Below are 14,681 nucleotides of genomic sequence, written 5' to 3' on the forward strand. Positions count from 1 at the left end.
TAAGTATGTAACTTTCAGGTGCCTTCTTCCTTCTGGAGAGTATGCCGGTCAAACTACGCTCGTGCTCAACGAACAGGGAGTGAAATGATGAAGATGATCGGAAGAACAGTATTGATTACGGGCGGTACGAGCGGGATTGGCATGGAGTTGGCGCGGCAGTTGATCGCTCAGGGAAATACGGTGATCGTGACCGGACGAAATCCGGGCAGGCTTGAGCTTGCACAGCAAGCCATACCCGGGCTTCATGCTTTTCAAAGCGACGTTGGCGATCCAGCGAGTATCGAGTCCTTGTACAAAACGGTGTGTGAGCAGTTTTCTGCGTTGGACACGCTGGTGAACAACGCAGGAACCATGCGTAATATCAAACTGGATCGGCCGCATCGACTGGGTGATTTGACTGCCGAGGTGGATGGCAATCTGAAAGGACCCATGTGGATGGTCCAGGCTTTCCTGCCTTTGCTCTTGAAGCAGAAGAACAGCCTGATCGTGAATGTGTCATCGGGTCTGGCGTTTATCCCTTTCCCCGCGGCTCCCATATACAGCGCGTCGAAAGCTGCACTTCACGCCTATACAGAGTGTCTGAGGGCGCAGTTGGCCGGCACCTGCGTATCGGTCGTGGAACTGGCTCCTCCGGGCACCGAAACCCCGCTGTTCCGAGGCGAGTTCGCCGAAGAAATGAAAGGCGAAAAAGGTATGGACGTCAGCGTGCTCGCGAAGCGCGCCATTGCGGGTATCGAAGCCGGGAAAACGGAGATTCGGCCGGGCGTGAGCAATGTCTTAAAGATCGCCAGCCGCGTTGCGCCGCACTTCATGTTCCGGCAGATGGTGAAGCTTGGTCGTCCGAAACCGGTCAGCGCTTGAGCGGCGTTGCGTCGTTGTTTGATTGATCACGATTGCGCACTACAGGACTTGCGCGTGACGAGATCGTTTGATTACGGGCAGGGATGCAGCCAAAGAACGCCTATTTCACGGTAAGCCCGGTGGCCCATACATCTTCGGGTTCCTGTGAGGAGCTTCGGTAGGGCCCTGATCGGGCGCAGGCGCAGTTGATGTAGCGGATGGCTTCGCCGCATCGGGCGTCGAACTGGAAGCCGGCACGGCAGTGGTCGTGCATCCCGCCAGCACGATGAATACAGCCGCAAAGAGAGAGTTTGTCATCGTCGCTTCCAGAGAGGAAGGTACATGTTACGACAAGCTACCGGCCGCAAGCATCGATGCTGATTAACAACGAGAAGACGTGCCACACGGTATGACATTCGCATAGTGCGGCCAGCAAAAGACAGTCGCAAGCACCATCGGATCTAACCGGAGACCTGAGCCGGTGCGTTGGGCGCGCTTACTGGCGTCGAGTCGCAATTGCAGTCGCATATCCGCATCAGCTTGAATACGGGTCTTAGCAGTTCACAACTGCGTCAGGTTGCCCGCAACCTCGCAGCGCAAGGTAACGTCGACGCCGGCGCCCGCGTGCAAGCAGCAATCGACAGGGTTTCTGAATAGCGAGCGTTCAGGGCGCGCGGGTCCAGTCGACCCAGCATGGTTCAAAGACCGCGCGGAGTGGTGAGAAACCGGCGCCGCATCGGCTTGAGCAGGGCAATGGCGAGCAGTGCGGTCACGATGTCGAGCGTGATCGCCGTCGTGAACACGGGCACCCAGCTTCCGGCGTGCTGGTGCATGAGCGCTGCCAGAGGGCCGCCGAAGATCGAACCAATGCCTTGCGAGATGTACAGCCAGCCATAGTTCTCCGTGGCATGACGGGTGCCGAAGGTGTCGGTGAGCGTTGCGGGGAACAGCGAAAAAATCTCGCCCCACCCGAAGAACACCACCCCCGAGAGCAGCACGAACAGCACCGCGTTTTCGCGCGTGAGCAGCCACAGTGCCATCGCCACGCCTTCAAGGGCAAACGCGAAGAACATGGTGTTCTCGCGGCCGACCTTGTCGGATATCCAGCCAAACAGCGGCCGCGTGAGGCCGTTCGTGAACCGGTCGATGGTCAGCGCAAGCGGCAGCGCTGCCATGCCGAACACGAGCATCTTCGTCACGCCGAAGTCGGCGGCGAAGGTCGCCATTTGTGAAGTGACCATCAGGCCCGAGGTGGACATCATGGTCATCATCGCGAACATCAGCCAGAACACAGGCGTTTTGAGCGCCTGCGAAGGACGCAGATTCGCCACGCCCGGCGCGCCGGAACTGGCTGTCATTTCAGCAATGCTGTCGTGCGAAGGCGGCACGCGCAAACCCTGCGAAGCAATCAATCCGACCACTGCAAATGCAATGCCGAACATCCACAGCGTAGCGTCTATACCACGCGCCTGAAGCGAGTTCGCTATCGGGAAGGTCGTGACGATCGCGCCCATGCCGTAGCCGGCGGCAACCGCGCCCGCCGCGAAACCCCGCCGCTTCGGAAACCAGCGCACCATCAAGCCCACAACGCCGACATAGACAATGCCGGTGCCGAGTCCGCCGACTACGCCATAAGTCAGATATAGCATCGACGCGCTTTGCACCTGCGAGGCGAGCACCCAGCTCAGCCCCGACATGACCGTGCCGATCGAGATCAGCAGGCGCGGACCAAAACGGTCGATCAACTTGCCTTGAAACGGCGAGAAGAAGGTTTGCAGAATGATCAGCAAGGAAAACGTCACTTGCAATTCCGGCAGCGCGACGCCCAGCTTCGCGGCGAGCGGTTTGGTCATCAGCGTCCACACGTATTGCGGGCTCGAGATCGCCATCATGCAGATGAGACCGAGTCCGAGTTGAAGCCAGCGGTTATGCGTGGCGGACGTCGCGACATTGCCCATATCCGTCGATGTCACGGGGTGAGAGCGTGTGGTCATGGTGACTCCGGTTACCGAGTGACGTGCAGCGTCCTGCGCGCCTATAGGCCGGACGTGCGTTTTCATTGAAAAAGCGCGCGAGCTCCTGCAAGCTCGCCGCAGCCCCGATACTGCGCGGATCGTAGCCCGCTTCCATAAACTAATCTGGATACCGAACGATTACGTCTGCGGGTCACAGCGCCTTGTCTTTGCTTGCGCCGCGATCGTCGTGCGAGCCATGCCGAGGGAGACGCGCAGAACCGAATTTCTTGTATACATATCCGGTGTTTACGCGAGAAACGTGCCAAAGGCTATGCAAACTCAAACGTCCCTCCTGTAAAGCTTTAAGTACAACCGGGTGTGTGTGGGTGACGACCCTGGGTGGTGCGTCTGGACCTGATCGGTGCATGGGAAGCGCCGCGCGGCTCCATGGCGGTGCGTGCGGGAGTGGACGTTCGACGGGCGGGCTACGTGCGGCCGATTGCGGTTTTGTTCGTTCCAGTGACTGGTACTGCTGCGACGGTTGTGTTTCGTGTCTAGCTTTACGCCGATGGCGATAGCAAAGCGTCCCCAGAACGCCTCAAGTGGCCGCACGTGACTTCGCGCGACTACGGACAGCAGACTGCGCGTCCGGCGCTTCAAACACGTCATCGAACTCCTCCGCCGCGATGGCGGCAAGCACCTCCCGAAGCGCCTTCGCCTTCACAACGCCAAACTTGCTCTCGAAGCGTTCTTGCGCCGTGTTCCACAGCACAGCCGTCTCCTCGAGTTTTTTCTTTCCCTTCGGAGTAAGCCTGGCGAGCCGGTTTCGCCGGTCCTCGGGGTCCACCACGAGACCGATAAAACCGTCCCTTTCGAGTGGCTTGAGGTTATGGCCCAGCGCCGATCGATCGAGAACAAGGGACGCGGCGAGTTCGCCCATTGTCGGACTTCCAAGCCGCGCGATATTCAGCAAGATCGAACGTTGCGTGGAGCGCAGCCCCGTCGGCGCCAGTACGGCATCGTAGAGTTGCGAGACGCGCCGGGTCGCTTTACGCAAAGCCGTGTTGTTGCACCGGTTGTTATCGCCGAGAGACGGGTTGTTGTCCGGCCGCTTGACGGGGGGTGTTTCGTTGCGCACTGCTATTGCTCCATATAAAGCGTCAACGCATGCCCGCACGCACAACAATTCCTGTGAGATGCAGTTCGCGGGCGCGACGATATCCTAATTGCTTGTACAGCCGTATTGCAGAAGTATTGGTGGAAAAAACGTGCAGGAAGGGAACGCCTCCCCGATGCTGAATTCCGGCCGCAAGATGTTCCATGAGCTTTCCTGCAAGGCCTTGACCACGCCAGTCAGGATGAGTGCATACGGCACTCACTTCAACATATTTTCCTGCGACCATCCGTTCTCCCGACATGGCGACCAGTTGTCCTCTTTCACGAACACCGATGAATCTGCCCATTTCCGGCGTGCGTTCCTTGAAAGGACCCGGATCGGTTTTCTCCACCAGCCGCATCATGCTTGGAACGTCTTCTTTTCCAAGCTCAACGATTGCCTTATCACTCGATGCAGCGAATTCTCTCGCGCCAATCATTTGGATAACCGTCGCCTCTCGGACTATCTCATACCCCGCAGGAATGGTCGGCTTGTGCTGCGTAAAGAGCGTGAGCCGTTCATCAGCGTGCAGCATTCGGGCAATCTGCGCGACGCTGCTCTCGCTGTAATCTTGCGCGGCGCCGAACGGGGCGAATTCAGGTTTGTATCGCAGGCCGTTTTCGTTGCTTTGCGCAAGAGACGCATGCGCTCCTGAAAGTGCGGCCCAAATGACATTGCCCATGTAGTCCTCCGACTCGATCTCGGCTGCCGGGTCGATAGTCGATTCCATGATTGCTCCATGTATTCGAAAAGCTGTGGTCATGCGGCGAGCCCGAACGTCGCTTTGTCAAGAAAGAACCGCATCCACAGTGCGCAGGAACCTGACAAGCTGTTCGCTGACCTCGGCTGACGCCTCGTGTTGCACCCAGTGGCCCACATTATCGAGTTCGAGTCCTCCCATAAGACCGGGAAGGCCGGCGCGCATCTGCTCTAACGTAAGAGGGTAAAGCTCCTTCAAACCATCCGATTTGCCCCAGATGAAGAACGATGGTTGAGTGACCTTCGCGCCCTTCCACGGAGCGGACAGCGCGAAATAAGGCTCTCCTGCGCGATAGTAATTCAATCCGCCGTGAAAACCGGTGCGCCGAAATTCCGCGATGTTATGCGCCACATAATCTGCTTCCGCCCACGAGGGCAGTGGCCCGGGAGCAGCCCGATAAAGGCTGCGTGTACGGTCCAGGGGACTCCACTGCTCGCCTTCCGGCGCAGAACCGGATGCCCAGTACAGGATGCCTGGAATCGTCACGGCAGCGTCGGCCCATATCTGGTCAGCATCCGGCCGTATCTGCTCGAACATGTAAAAATCGTCTTGACGTCCCGACTCGCGCATTCTTTCGAAAACGCTGGATTCGCCGCGCGCAACGAAAGGCACACTGAGGCCAAAGACCGCCTTGAATCGATCGGGACGCATCAGCGCCGCATTCCATGCATGGGTCGCACCCCAGTCGTGCCCCACAAGCACTGCGCTGGATATTTTCAGCGCATCGAGCAGACCGATCAGGTCGCCTGTGGTGTGCAGCGGGGTGTAGAGGCTTGCATCGGCGGGAGCTGAACTTCGCCCATAGCCGCGCATATCGGGAGCGACGGCGCGATACCCCGCCGACGCAATGGCGTTCATTTGCCGGCGCCATGTGTAAGACGTATCCGGAAACCCGTGGCAGAACAGCACGGCTGGTCCCGCCCCTTGCTCCGTCACGTGCAGGGAAATGCCATTGGTTGCGATATCGTATTCCTTGACGCCACCCGTTATATCTGAAGTCATGTCATTGAACTCCATGGTCGAAATGCGAGGCTATTTATATGATAAGGATTCACTAAGATATTCCTTTCCCTTCAAGCCATGAACGCATGACCTGGACAAGCTCGGTCTTGCGCTCGAGTGGCAGCCAGTGTCCGGATGGCAACGTCGTCACCGTCAGATCAGTGCACGTGCTGCGCATGGGCTCGCCGAGACGGCTTCGAGTGATGTCACAGATGCGATCAAAGTCGCCGTTCACGAACAGTACGGGCTGGTGCAGAAGTCCGCCGTCGGGTGCTGCTTGAGCGTACGCGATGTTGGCGTCGTCGTTCAGATACCACGCGTTGGCCGGACGAAACCCGCTGGCACGAAACACATCGACGAGGGCGTCAAAGTCGGTGGATGGCCAGAGCGCAGCGTCGGGCTGCACTGCCGGCGCACGATGCGCCGCTCCGAACCAGCCTCCGTTTCGCGACACCAAAGCAGAGCGATAGGTCTTGCCCACGGACTCCGGGTCTCCACGCCGATAAATCGCTGCGAGCGTTGCGGCTATGTCCGCGTCGAAATCAGTGACCGTCTGGTCGAAGTGCGTCAGGTAGAAGCCGTAATAATCCCACTGCCCGTTTGGAAATTGATCGGCCGGATAGAGCGTCCGATCGACCAAGGGCAACAAGTTGCGCAAGGCGAAGCTCTCGGGCATATACGGGACGGACGCGAATACCACGCCACGGCTGCGCTCTGCATGATGAGCAGCCAGCGCCCCGGCCACCGGGCTTCCCAGGTCGTGGCCGACCCAGATTGCCGGACGCGCGCCCAGATGATCGTGAAGTTCGACCATGTCTTGCACGATTTCCTTGAGCGCGTAGGCACTGGACGCGGACGGCGCCGTCGAGCCTCCATAACCGCGCATGTCCGGCGCGACGCACCGCCAGCCTTTTGATGCAAAGGCTTCGATCTGCGGTCGCCACATCAGGCCGATTCCAGGCCAGCCGTGGAGGAAGATCATCAACGGCCCCTCGGCCGGTCCAGCCTCCAGATAGCGCGTGGTATGGCGAGGCGAACTGAAGGTGCGCGCGATCAAGACTGGACGATCCCGCAATGCAGCGCCATCTGGTGCGGCCGCGATAGTCGAGCTTTTGAGTTCGTTGGGCATAACGCTTACCTCATCCGTTTTCTCGTGCGGAACGCTCGGCGGAGATTGCAAAGCCATCCGGGAAACCGCCGCTTCGGGTCACAATCGCTGCATGGATCAAAAACCGATACATTGCACGTTTCGCAGAATGTTAGCATATGCCCGCAATATGTGGGTATATGCCGATAATTTATTGAGCGTGGGGAGAGGCTGCCTCTCCCATTCCCGGACGCCAACGACCGCCGATTAAACCTGTGTCATCCCTCCATCGATACACAACTCCGCGCCCGCCACAAAACTGCTGTCGGAAGACGCAAGGAATAATGCCGCGTTCGCCACTTCCTCCGGACGACCCAGGCGGTTCAAAGGAATCCGGCTCGTCAGTGAGAGCCGGACTTCGTCGCTGACGTTCTCGAACATGGGAGTGTCGATGGGACCCGGGCTCAACACGTTCACGCGGATTGCCCGTGCCGCGAGTTCGGCAGTCCAGGTACGCGTATACGACCGGACTGCGGCCTTTGTAGCCGAGTACGTTCCGTAACCCGGGTTGCCGATCGATCCGGCAATCGAACCCACCAACACGATGCTGCTGCCGCTCGCCATCTGCTGCACCGCGCGCTGAACGGTGAACACCATGCCGCGGACGTTGACGTCGAACGTTTTATCGAAGTGATCTTCGGTCGTGGAATCGAGCGTCGAGAACTCCGATATACCCGACGACGTCACCAGGATATCCAGCTTGCCGGCCTTCGCCTTGACCGTATCGAACAGCTGGTCGAGATCGCTTGCACTCGTCACGTCGCCTTGCACGGCTTCCACGTGACCGCCAATCAACGCAACGGCCTCATCGAGCTGCGCCTTGCGACGGCCGGTGATAAAAACATGGGCGCCTTCTTCGGCGAAGCGCCGCGCTATCGCAAGACCGATCCCGCTATTGCCACCGGTGATAACCGCTGTCTTTCCTTCGAGCTTCAGCACAGTCAACCCCTTGTATGTTCAGTCCGGCCGAAGATACACCGTGTATATTTAGTGTCAATTACGCACCGTGCATAGACTAGATATACGAAAGGAAACCGTGATGGCATCAAAGGTGGCATTGAAGGCGGAACCGCCGCTTGCCGAGATCAACGCGACGCGGCCCGTTCTAGAGCAGATCGCGAACAAATGGTCGGTGTTGATCCTGACCGTGTTGTGCACCGAACCCTCGCGTTTCAACGCGATAAAGCGACGCCTCGATCCCATTACGCACAAGGCGTTGACCGAAGCTTTGCGACGGCTGGAGCGAAACGGACTGGTCAATCGCCGGGTCATAGCATCGTCGCCGGTGGCGGTCGAGTATTCGATCACTTCGCTCGGTCGAACGTTGCAAGATCCATTCGAGGCGCTCGTGGTGTGGGCGGCGAAGCATGGCGGGGGTATCGAGAGAGCGCAGCTTGCTTACGATGAAAAGGCGCTTTGAACCGGTTTAATCGGCAGACCGGGTTTGCTTTCCCTCTGCGGCCAGATAGCGTCCGGGCGTCGTCCCCAAGGCGCGCCGGAACATATCGATAAACGCGCTGACGTTGTCGTATCCCAGTTCGAGCGCGATCGTCGTCACCGACACGCCATCCGCGACAAGTTCCAGCGCGCGAAGCAAGCGCGCCTGCTGACGCCACTGCGCGAAACTCAAGCCGGTCTCCTCCGCAAACCGGCGGCTCAAGGTCCGTGGCGCCAAACCCGCCCACGCGGCCCATTCCTCGAGACGGCGGTTGTCGGAGAGATCACTGGCTAACGCATCCGTGATTCGGATGAGCCGTGCATCTTCCGGGCGCGGAAGGACCAGCGATTCTTCTTTCGATGCGGCCAGTTCATCGATCACCACTTCTGCTATCCGCGTCTGCGTCTGGTCCAACTCGGCGCCCGGCCACGTCGCGGCGCGTCTCACTGCTTCGCGCAGCAACGGCGTTGTCCTGATCGCCCGGGGCTCCGACGGCAGATTGGCACATCGGTGCTCGGTGATGAAAACGCTCCAGCCCGAGAACGGTCCATACGAGCGCACGGAGTGGACGCAATGCGGCGGAATCCAGATTGCATGGACGGCGGGGACGACCCAGTGCTGTTTGTCCAGGCCGACCGACATCAAGCCGCTCAATGCGCCCATGAGTTGTCCGCGCGCATGGCTGTGCGACGGCGTGGCGCGCGCTTCGTCCTGCGTCAGTTCAGCCGCGGCGAGGAACGGAACGTCCGGCGAGGTCACGAGGTCGGGTCGAATCAAATATGAAGTCATGGCTGAAACGCGGTATCGATTGGCCTTTATACCGGAGCCTGGCCGCGCTCGCACGCCTAAACTGGCTTCATTCTTACTGCTTCAGGAGGCCATCGCGATGCGAGCCCAGGACATGCTCCCCGACCATATCAATAAGGCTGAAATCGGCGGGACCACGATTCGAAAGGGTACTGTCGCCGCATTTCTCGCGAATGCTCGTGTCTGGACCGATCCGGAAGCAAGCGAAAACGCACGCGCTGAAGTCGAGACGGACATGCTTGAAGCGCTGCCCGCACTGCGCGCCGTCGGCTTGTTCGATGTCCTCGACATTCGCGATGCCGCGCTGCGCGCCTGGGTCGCCGCAAACACCAAGGACTAAGGAAGACGCCATGAAAGCAGCAATCATCAAAGCGCCGGGTGAAGACCCGGTTTACGCCGACTTCGATCAACCTGTCGCTCAAGCCGGTCATCGACTGATCGAAGTGACGGCAAGCGCACTGAGCCACGTTGCGCGGGCTCGGGCATTGGGGACGCATTATTCATCGGCGACGACGTTCCCGTTCGTTGCAGGCGTCGATGGAACCGGGCGTCTGGAAGACGGTCAGCGCGTCTATTTTTTCAAGCCGGAGGCGCCGTCTGGATCGTTGGCCGAATACTGCCTCGTGTCCGCCGCTCATTGTGTCGCGTTGCCCGATGCGCTCGATGACGTCACCGCAGCGGCCATCGCGATTCCGGGCATGTCTTCTTTGGCGGCGCTCGTCGAGCGGGGCGGCTTCGTTGCGGGCGAGACGGTGCTGATCAACGGCGCGACGGGTACGTCCGGGCGCCTCGCGGTGCAGATCGCGAAGCATCTCGGGGCGGGGAAGGTCATCGCTACCGGGCGGCGCGAGACCACGCTTGCATCGATGAAAACAGCCGGCGCCGATGTGACTATTTCGCTGGAACAGGAAGAGGGCGCGTTGAACCGCGCGTTTGAGTCGCAATTTGCAGAAGGCGTGGACGTGGTGCTGGATTACTTGTGGGGAAGCAGCGCCCGGGCGTTGTTGGTTTCAGCGGCGAAGGCGTCGCCTGACGATCACCCAGTCCGGTTTGTGCAGATCGGTTCCATTAGCGGCACCGATATCCAGTTGCCAGCCGCCGTCCTGCGCTCGGCGGCGATCACGCTTACGGGCAGCGGTATTGGAAGTGTTCCGTTGCCCCGCCTTCTGCATGCCATGCAGCAAGTGTTCAATGCAGCCGTACCCGCCGGTCTGCGGACCGACACCGAGATCGTTCCGCTTGCGAATATCGGCAAGTATTGGGCGCATGCGGACAGTTTGCGCCGGACGGTTTTTGTTCCGAAGCCGTGAGGTCAAGAGCGGTACGATGAACATCGCCGGCGGTATAACGTGTACGCTACAATCGCCGCATGGCTAAAAAATCCCCTCCTGCTCCCGCCGTCAAGGACGTTCGCGCTGTTGCGGACGTCCCGAAGCTTACCGGCGCCGACGAGTATCACTTCTCCGAGCAGATCGGCCACCTGCTGCGGCGCGCGTATCAGCGCCACGTCGCGATCTTCCAGGCGGCAATTCCCGATTCGGACCTGACGGCCGCGCAATTCGTGACGTTGTGCGCGGTGAAGGAGCAGCAGTCGTGCTCGCTCAACGACATCGTGAAAGCGACAGCTATCGACCAGGCTACCATCCGTGGCGTGGTCGAGCGGCTCAAGGCGCGTTCGCTGATTGTTGTTTCCCCCGATCCGCTCGATGGACGCAAGCTTCTTGTTCGCACTACGCCCGAAGGCCTTGCGCTGATTGATCAGAGCATTCCGTTTGCCAAGCAGGTCAGCGAGCAGACGTTCGGCGGATTGAACCCCGCTGAACGTGTCGCGATCGTCTATCTGTTGCGGGCGATGACGCGGGCGGAAGAAAACTAAAGCACCGGCGTCAAAGATGCTTGCAACGCAGCCCGCACCACATCGGCCGTGAACGGCGCTTCCCGGAACCTGACGCCGGTGGCATCGAAAAGCGCATTGGCAATAGCCGCCGCCCCGGGCAACGAAGCCGACTCGCCCGACCCCAGCGGCGGTTCCCCTTGCCGTTCCATTTGCACGACATCGATCAACGGTAATTCCGGGAAGGTCAGGATTGGATAACTGCCCCATTCGCGACTCGCGACGAGACCATCGGTGAAGCGAACACGCTCCTTCAATACACGGCTGATCGTCTGAATCACATTGCCGTGGATCTGATGACGCACGCCGTCGGAATTGACCACCGTGCCGGTATCCTGACCAACGGTCACGCGCTTCAGACGAATTTCGCCGGTCACACGATCCACCTCCAGATCGACGATCCAGGCCGACCATGCCGCCCCAAACCCTGGAAAGCGGCTATGAACATAACGCGCATACGCCACGCCATGTCCTTGCAGGACGCGCGCGTTCGCATCGTCAGGTTTTACGCGACGTTGCCAGCCCGCACGCGCGGCCACTGCTTCCAGCAACTCCCTCGCGCGTTCGTCCTGCAAATGCCGCAGCCGGAATTCGAGCGGATCGGCGCCTGTTTCGACGGCGAGTTCATCGATAAACACATCATGCGCAAACGAGTTCGGCAACGCCGATACCCCCCGGAACCACGACGCCCTGATGAGTGGTGCCATGTCGTTGCACACAAACCGCCGATGCTCGAACGTGTACGGCGAAACCGCCGTGCGATCGCCCATTTCGAAGACGCGCGGCTCGGCCGGCAACGCGCCCGTGAGCAGCAATGCAAGCAGCGGCGCATCGTTCGATGGATACCGCGACGCGAACTCATACGCGAGCGTCTCGCCGCTGTCCGAGACAGTGCCGGTCACGTCCACCACTTGCGCGGTTCCCTTGGGCTCCCACTGATGCTCATCGGCACGAGACAACTGCACGCGCACCGGGCGGCGCATCGCACGCGAAAGCAACAGGGCGTCGCCGGCCACGTCATCGGCGCAGTTGCGGCCGTAGCATCCGGAGGCTTCCATGCGCACGATATCGATGTCACCTTCCGCGCGTTCCACGAGTCGCGACAGGTCGAAGCGCAAGCTTTGCGGGTTCTGCGTTCCTGACCACACGGTGATGTGGTCATCGCAGTAATCGGCGAGGGCGCAGGACGGTCCTATCGATGCATGCATCTGGTAGGGCCATACATAAGTGCGTGTCAGGGTCGTGGTATTGGGCTTGCCCTGAACGGATGCCACATCGCCTTCTTCGAGCAGCAAGCGCCGCTTTGCAGGCGCGTTCGATATGGCCTTCGCGGGGTCATCGAGAGACGGCAGCGTTGGCATCGGCCGCCATCTGACGCGCAGCGCGCGGGCGGCGCGAATGGCCTGTTCCTCGCGCTCGGCGACCACGCCAACGAAGTCGCCGATCACCACAACGCCGCGCACGCCGGGCATGACTTCCACGGACGACCGGTCCACATCGATCAGCATCTTGCCGATGAACTCGCCGCAATCATGTCCCGCATACGGCGGCCGCACCACACGCCCGTGCAGCATGCCGGGCACGCGCATATCGTGCACGAACGTGAGCGCGCCCGTTGCTTTCGCGGGCAGATCGACGCGCGGCGTCGAGCGTCCGACAATGCGGTATGTCGACGGATCTTTCACCGCAGTGGTGTTATCGAGCGCGAGCGTCAGGCGCTCCCCTCGAAGCAATGCGCCGAAGCTGAGGCGGGTGCCATCAGGTGCGATGACGCAGCCATTGTCGGTACGCAGAAGCGCGGCATCCGCGGCGTCCATTCCCCACGCGCGCGCCGCCAATCCGATCAACGCAAGCCGCGCCTGCGCCGCCGCATACCGCAGCGGCACGGCCGAGATCTGGATCGTCGCGCTTGCAATCGTCGGCCCCTGGTTCGGCACTTGCGCCGAATCGCCCAGGATCATCTGCACGCGCGTGGCGGGCACGTCCAGCTCTTCCGCCACGATCTGCCCGAGCGATGTCCGGATGCCCGTTCCCAGATCCACATGACCGTTGAAGGCGAAAATGCGTTCGTCGTCGAGTACGGCGACGAAGATTTCCGGCGTGTCCTGAACGTACGAAGACCCGCTGCCCGGTTGCCCGGGCGCGGGTTTCACCGGCGCGGCCGGCTGCCTGACGACGTTCAGGCAGCCGTTGCGCGCGAGCAGTTCACTCCGGGTCGGCGTTCCTGCAATTGGCATGACGCGTTTTCCAGAAAATTCGGTTATCGATTGACAATACTCTTGGGCATCGCCAGCGCCAAGAGACATCCTGCCAGCATGCAAATGCCGAACGTGATCAAACTGGCGCTCATGCTGTGCGTCGCGTCTTTCATCCAGCCGAGCACGTAGGTGCTCGCAAAACCGCCGAGGTTCGCAATCGAACATGCGAACGCGATGCCCGCCGCCGCAGCGGTGCCGCGCAGGAACGTGGACGGCAGGGCCCATACCACCGGCATGGCTGCGGCGACGCCGGCATTCGCAATCGACAACAGGATCACGGTGATCGCCGTGCTGCCGCTGAAGAATGTGCTCGCGATCAAACCAAACGCCGTGCACGCAAACGGCACGACGATATGCCAGCGGCGTTCGCGATACTTGTCCGAACTCGCACCGGTCACGAGCATCATGATGACGGCGAGCGCATTCGGAATCGCGGTCAGCATGCCGATTTCCAGCGCGCTCTCGACGCCCGAATCGCGAATGATGCTGGGCATCCAGAAGCTGATGGCATACGTCCCGAGCAACACGCACAGATCGATGAGACCCAGCGCCCATACCTTCGGGTCCGTGAACGCGTCCCGCAGCCGATGCCCCTTGCCCGCATGCGATTCCTGCGCGAGATCGTGCTTCAGGCGGCGGCGTTCATCGTGATCGAGAAACTTGGCGGACTCCACGGTATTGGGCAGATAAAAAAACACCAGCACCCCCAGCACGATGGACGGCAACGCTTCCAGGCCGAACAGCCACTGCCAGCCTTGCCAGCCGTGCATGCCGTCGAAAAAGGTCAGGATCCATCCTGACAACGGGCCGCCAACCAGGCTCGACAACGGCAGCCCCATCATGAAGAGCGCGATGATCTTGCTGCGCCGTGCATCGGGGAACCAGTTCGTCAGATACAGCAGCACGCCCGGCAGGAAACCCGCTTCAGCCACGCCCAGCATGAAACGCAGTACGTAGAACTGGCCGGGCGTCTTCACGAACACGGTGAGGCCGGAGAGGATGCCCCACGTCACCATGATCCGCGCAATCCAGAGCTTCGCGCCGACTTTTTGCAGGATCAGGTTGCTCGGCACTTCGAACAGGATATAGCCGACAAAAAAGAGGCCGGCGCCGAGTCCGTAGACGGTATCGCTGAAATTGAGTGCATCGAGCATCTGCAGCTTTGCGAGGCCGACGTTCACGCGGTCCAGATACGCCGAGAAATAGCAGAGGCAGAAGAACGGTATGAGCCGCCAGGTGAGCTTCTTGTAAAGCATGCGTTCTGCCTGGGCGTCGGTGTGCAGCGAGCCGCGCGCAGTGTCCGTGATCGGGGTCGACATGAGGTGTCTCCTGGGAAGCTTGCTTTAATGAGGTGCTGTGAATGAGGTGCTGTGAATGAGGTGCTGTTTAAAAGGTGCGATCGCGGGTGCGGCATGGGCGTCTCA

Annotated in this window: 15 protein-coding genes; 5 read left to right on the forward strand and 10 right to left on the reverse strand. The window is 60.3% G+C overall.

The window, feature by feature from the left end; genetic code table 11:
* The first annotated feature begins 18 nt into the window (after positions 1–18).
* The gene (locus AXG89_RS37395) at positions 19–861 is read left to right on the forward strand and encodes an SDR family oxidoreductase (protein WP_236873684.1); all 843 of its coding nucleotides are present in this window, start codon (positions 19–21) and stop codon (positions 859–861) included.
* A gap of 105 nt (positions 862–966) precedes the next feature.
* On the opposite strand, the gene AXG89_RS42665 is transcribed toward AXG89_RS37395, so the two are convergent.
* The 7 genes from AXG89_RS42665 to AXG89_RS37425 form a co-directional block, all read right to left on the reverse strand.
* Positions 967–1,158, reverse strand: a complete 192-nt coding sequence (locus tag AXG89_RS42665) for a hypothetical protein (protein WP_143325684.1) — start codon at positions 1,156–1,158, stop codon at positions 967–969.
* A 380-nt stretch (positions 1,159–1,538) separates the two neighbouring features.
* Positions 1,539–2,798: an oxalate/formate MFS antiporter gene (oxlT, locus tag AXG89_RS37400; protein ID WP_086386594.1), complete on the reverse strand. Its 1,260-nt coding sequence runs from the start codon at positions 2,796–2,798 to the stop codon at positions 1,539–1,541.
* A gap of 595 nt (positions 2,799–3,393) precedes the next feature.
* A complete protein-coding gene (locus tag AXG89_RS37405) occupies positions 3,394–3,933 on the reverse strand; it encodes a MarR family winged helix-turn-helix transcriptional regulator (RefSeq protein ID WP_305954649.1) in 540 nt (179 codons plus the stop codon).
* 22 nt (positions 3,934–3,955) lie between these two features.
* The gene (locus tag AXG89_RS37410; protein ID WP_162916235.1) at positions 3,956–4,681 is read right to left on the reverse strand and encodes a GNAT family N-acetyltransferase; all 726 of its coding nucleotides are present in this window, start codon (positions 4,679–4,681) and stop codon (positions 3,956–3,958) included.
* A 57-nt stretch (positions 4,682–4,738) separates the two neighbouring features.
* Positions 4,739–5,713: an alpha/beta fold hydrolase gene (locus tag AXG89_RS37415; protein ID WP_075360366.1), complete on the reverse strand. Its 975-nt coding sequence runs from the start codon at positions 5,711–5,713 to the stop codon at positions 4,739–4,741.
* A 52-nt stretch (positions 5,714–5,765) separates the two neighbouring features.
* A complete protein-coding gene (locus AXG89_RS37420) occupies positions 5,766–6,842 on the reverse strand; it encodes an alpha/beta hydrolase (protein WP_083638134.1) in 1,077 nt (358 codons plus the stop codon).
* Positions 6,843–7,067: 225 nt separating this feature from the next.
* Positions 7,068–7,799 carry an SDR family NAD(P)-dependent oxidoreductase gene (locus AXG89_RS37425; RefSeq protein ID WP_075360196.1) on the reverse strand — a complete coding sequence of 244 codons (732 nt, stop codon included), beginning with the start codon at positions 7,797–7,799 and terminating at the stop codon, positions 7,068–7,070.
* A gap of 100 nt (positions 7,800–7,899) precedes the next feature.
* On the opposite strand from AXG89_RS37425, the gene AXG89_RS37430 reads away from it, so the two are divergent.
* Positions 7,900–8,280: a winged helix-turn-helix transcriptional regulator gene (locus AXG89_RS37430; RefSeq protein WP_075360197.1), complete on the forward strand. Its 381-nt coding sequence runs from the start codon at positions 7,900–7,902 to the stop codon at positions 8,278–8,280.
* Between the two features lie 6 nt (positions 8,281–8,286).
* On the opposite strand, the gene AXG89_RS37435 is transcribed toward AXG89_RS37430, so the two are convergent.
* Positions 8,287–9,087, reverse strand: a complete 801-nt coding sequence (locus tag AXG89_RS37435) for an AraC family transcriptional regulator (RefSeq protein ID WP_119024797.1) — start codon at positions 9,085–9,087, stop codon at positions 8,287–8,289.
* 97 nt (positions 9,088–9,184) lie between these two features.
* On the opposite strand from AXG89_RS37435, the gene AXG89_RS37440 reads away from it, so the two are divergent.
* From AXG89_RS37440 to AXG89_RS37450, 3 genes are read left to right on the forward strand one after another with little or no spacing between them, the layout of a single operon-like run.
* A complete protein-coding gene (locus tag AXG89_RS37440) occupies positions 9,185–9,445 on the forward strand; it encodes a hypothetical protein (RefSeq protein ID WP_075360198.1) in 261 nt (86 codons plus the stop codon).
* 10 nt (positions 9,446–9,455) lie between these two features.
* Positions 9,456–10,415, forward strand: a complete 960-nt coding sequence (locus tag AXG89_RS37445; RefSeq protein WP_075360199.1) for a quinone oxidoreductase family protein — start codon at positions 9,456–9,458, stop codon at positions 10,413–10,415.
* 59 nt (positions 10,416–10,474) lie between these two features.
* Positions 10,475–10,981, forward strand: a complete 507-nt coding sequence (locus AXG89_RS37450; RefSeq protein WP_082778895.1) for a MarR family winged helix-turn-helix transcriptional regulator — start codon at positions 10,475–10,477, stop codon at positions 10,979–10,981.
* Here the strand turns inward: AXG89_RS37450 and AXG89_RS37455 are convergent.
* Both AXG89_RS37455 and AXG89_RS37460 read right to left on the reverse strand, forming a co-directional pair.
* Entirely contained in the window at positions 10,978–13,236 is a 2,259-nt protein-coding gene (locus AXG89_RS37455; RefSeq protein ID WP_075360200.1) for a xanthine dehydrogenase family protein molybdopterin-binding subunit, read from the reverse strand. The two genes, AXG89_RS37450 and AXG89_RS37455, sit on opposite strands and share 4 nt — an antisense overlap.
* Before the next feature lie 23 nt (positions 13,237–13,259).
* On the reverse strand, positions 13,260–14,513 hold the full coding sequence (locus tag AXG89_RS37460) for an MFS transporter (RefSeq protein WP_372237098.1): 1,254 nt from the start codon (positions 14,511–14,513) through the stop codon (positions 13,260–13,262).
* Positions 14,514–14,681: the final 168 nt, after the last annotated feature.

The sequence above is a fragment of the Burkholderia sp. PAMC 26561 genome (assembly GCF_001557535.2).
Lineage (GTDB): Bacteria > Pseudomonadota > Gammaproteobacteria > Burkholderiales > Burkholderiaceae > Caballeronia.

What these genes read in the sequence shown, in the direction of transcription:
- AXG89_RS37455 (WP_075360200.1), bottom strand. Translation starts at nt 13,236, where the DNA reads ATGCCAATTGCAGGAACGCCGACCCGGAGTGAACTGCTCGCGCGCAAC.
- AXG89_RS37430 (WP_075360197.1), top strand. Translation starts at nt 7,900, where the DNA reads ATGGCATCAAAGGTGGCATTGAAGGCGGAACCGCCGCTTGCCGAGATC.
- AXG89_RS37450 (WP_082778895.1), top strand. Translation starts at nt 10,475, where the DNA reads ATGGCTAAAAAATCCCCTCCTGCTCCCGCCGTCAAGGACGTTCGCGCT.
- AXG89_RS37440 (WP_075360198.1), top strand. Translation starts at nt 9,185, where the DNA reads ATGCGAGCCCAGGACATGCTCCCCGACCATATCAATAAGGCTGAAATC.
- AXG89_RS37420 (WP_083638134.1), bottom strand. Translation starts at nt 6,842, where the DNA reads ATGCCCAACGAACTCAAAAGCTCGACTATCGCGGCCGCACCAGATGGC.
- AXG89_RS42665 (WP_143325684.1), bottom strand. Translation starts at nt 1,158, where the DNA reads ATGACAAACTCTCTCTTTGCGGCTGTATTCATCGTGCTGGCGGGATGC.
- AXG89_RS37415 (WP_075360366.1), bottom strand. Translation starts at nt 5,713, where the DNA reads ATGACTTCAGATATAACGGGTGGCGTCAAGGAATACGATATCGCAACC.
- oxlT (WP_086386594.1), bottom strand. Translation starts at nt 2,798, where the DNA reads ATGGGCAATGTCGCGACGTCCGCCACGCATAACCGCTGGCTTCAACTC.
- AXG89_RS37460 (WP_372237098.1), bottom strand. Translation starts at nt 14,513, where the DNA reads ATGCTTTACAAGAAGCTCACCTGGCGGCTCATACCGTTCTTCTGCCTC.
- AXG89_RS37410 (WP_162916235.1), bottom strand. Translation starts at nt 4,681, where the DNA reads ATGGAATCGACTATCGACCCGGCAGCCGAGATCGAGTCGGAGGACTAC.
- AXG89_RS37445 (WP_075360199.1), top strand. Translation starts at nt 9,456, where the DNA reads ATGAAAGCAGCAATCATCAAAGCGCCGGGTGAAGACCCGGTTTACGCC.
- AXG89_RS37435 (WP_119024797.1), bottom strand. Translation starts at nt 9,087, where the DNA reads ATGACTTCATATTTGATTCGACCCGACCTCGTGACCTCGCCGGACGTT.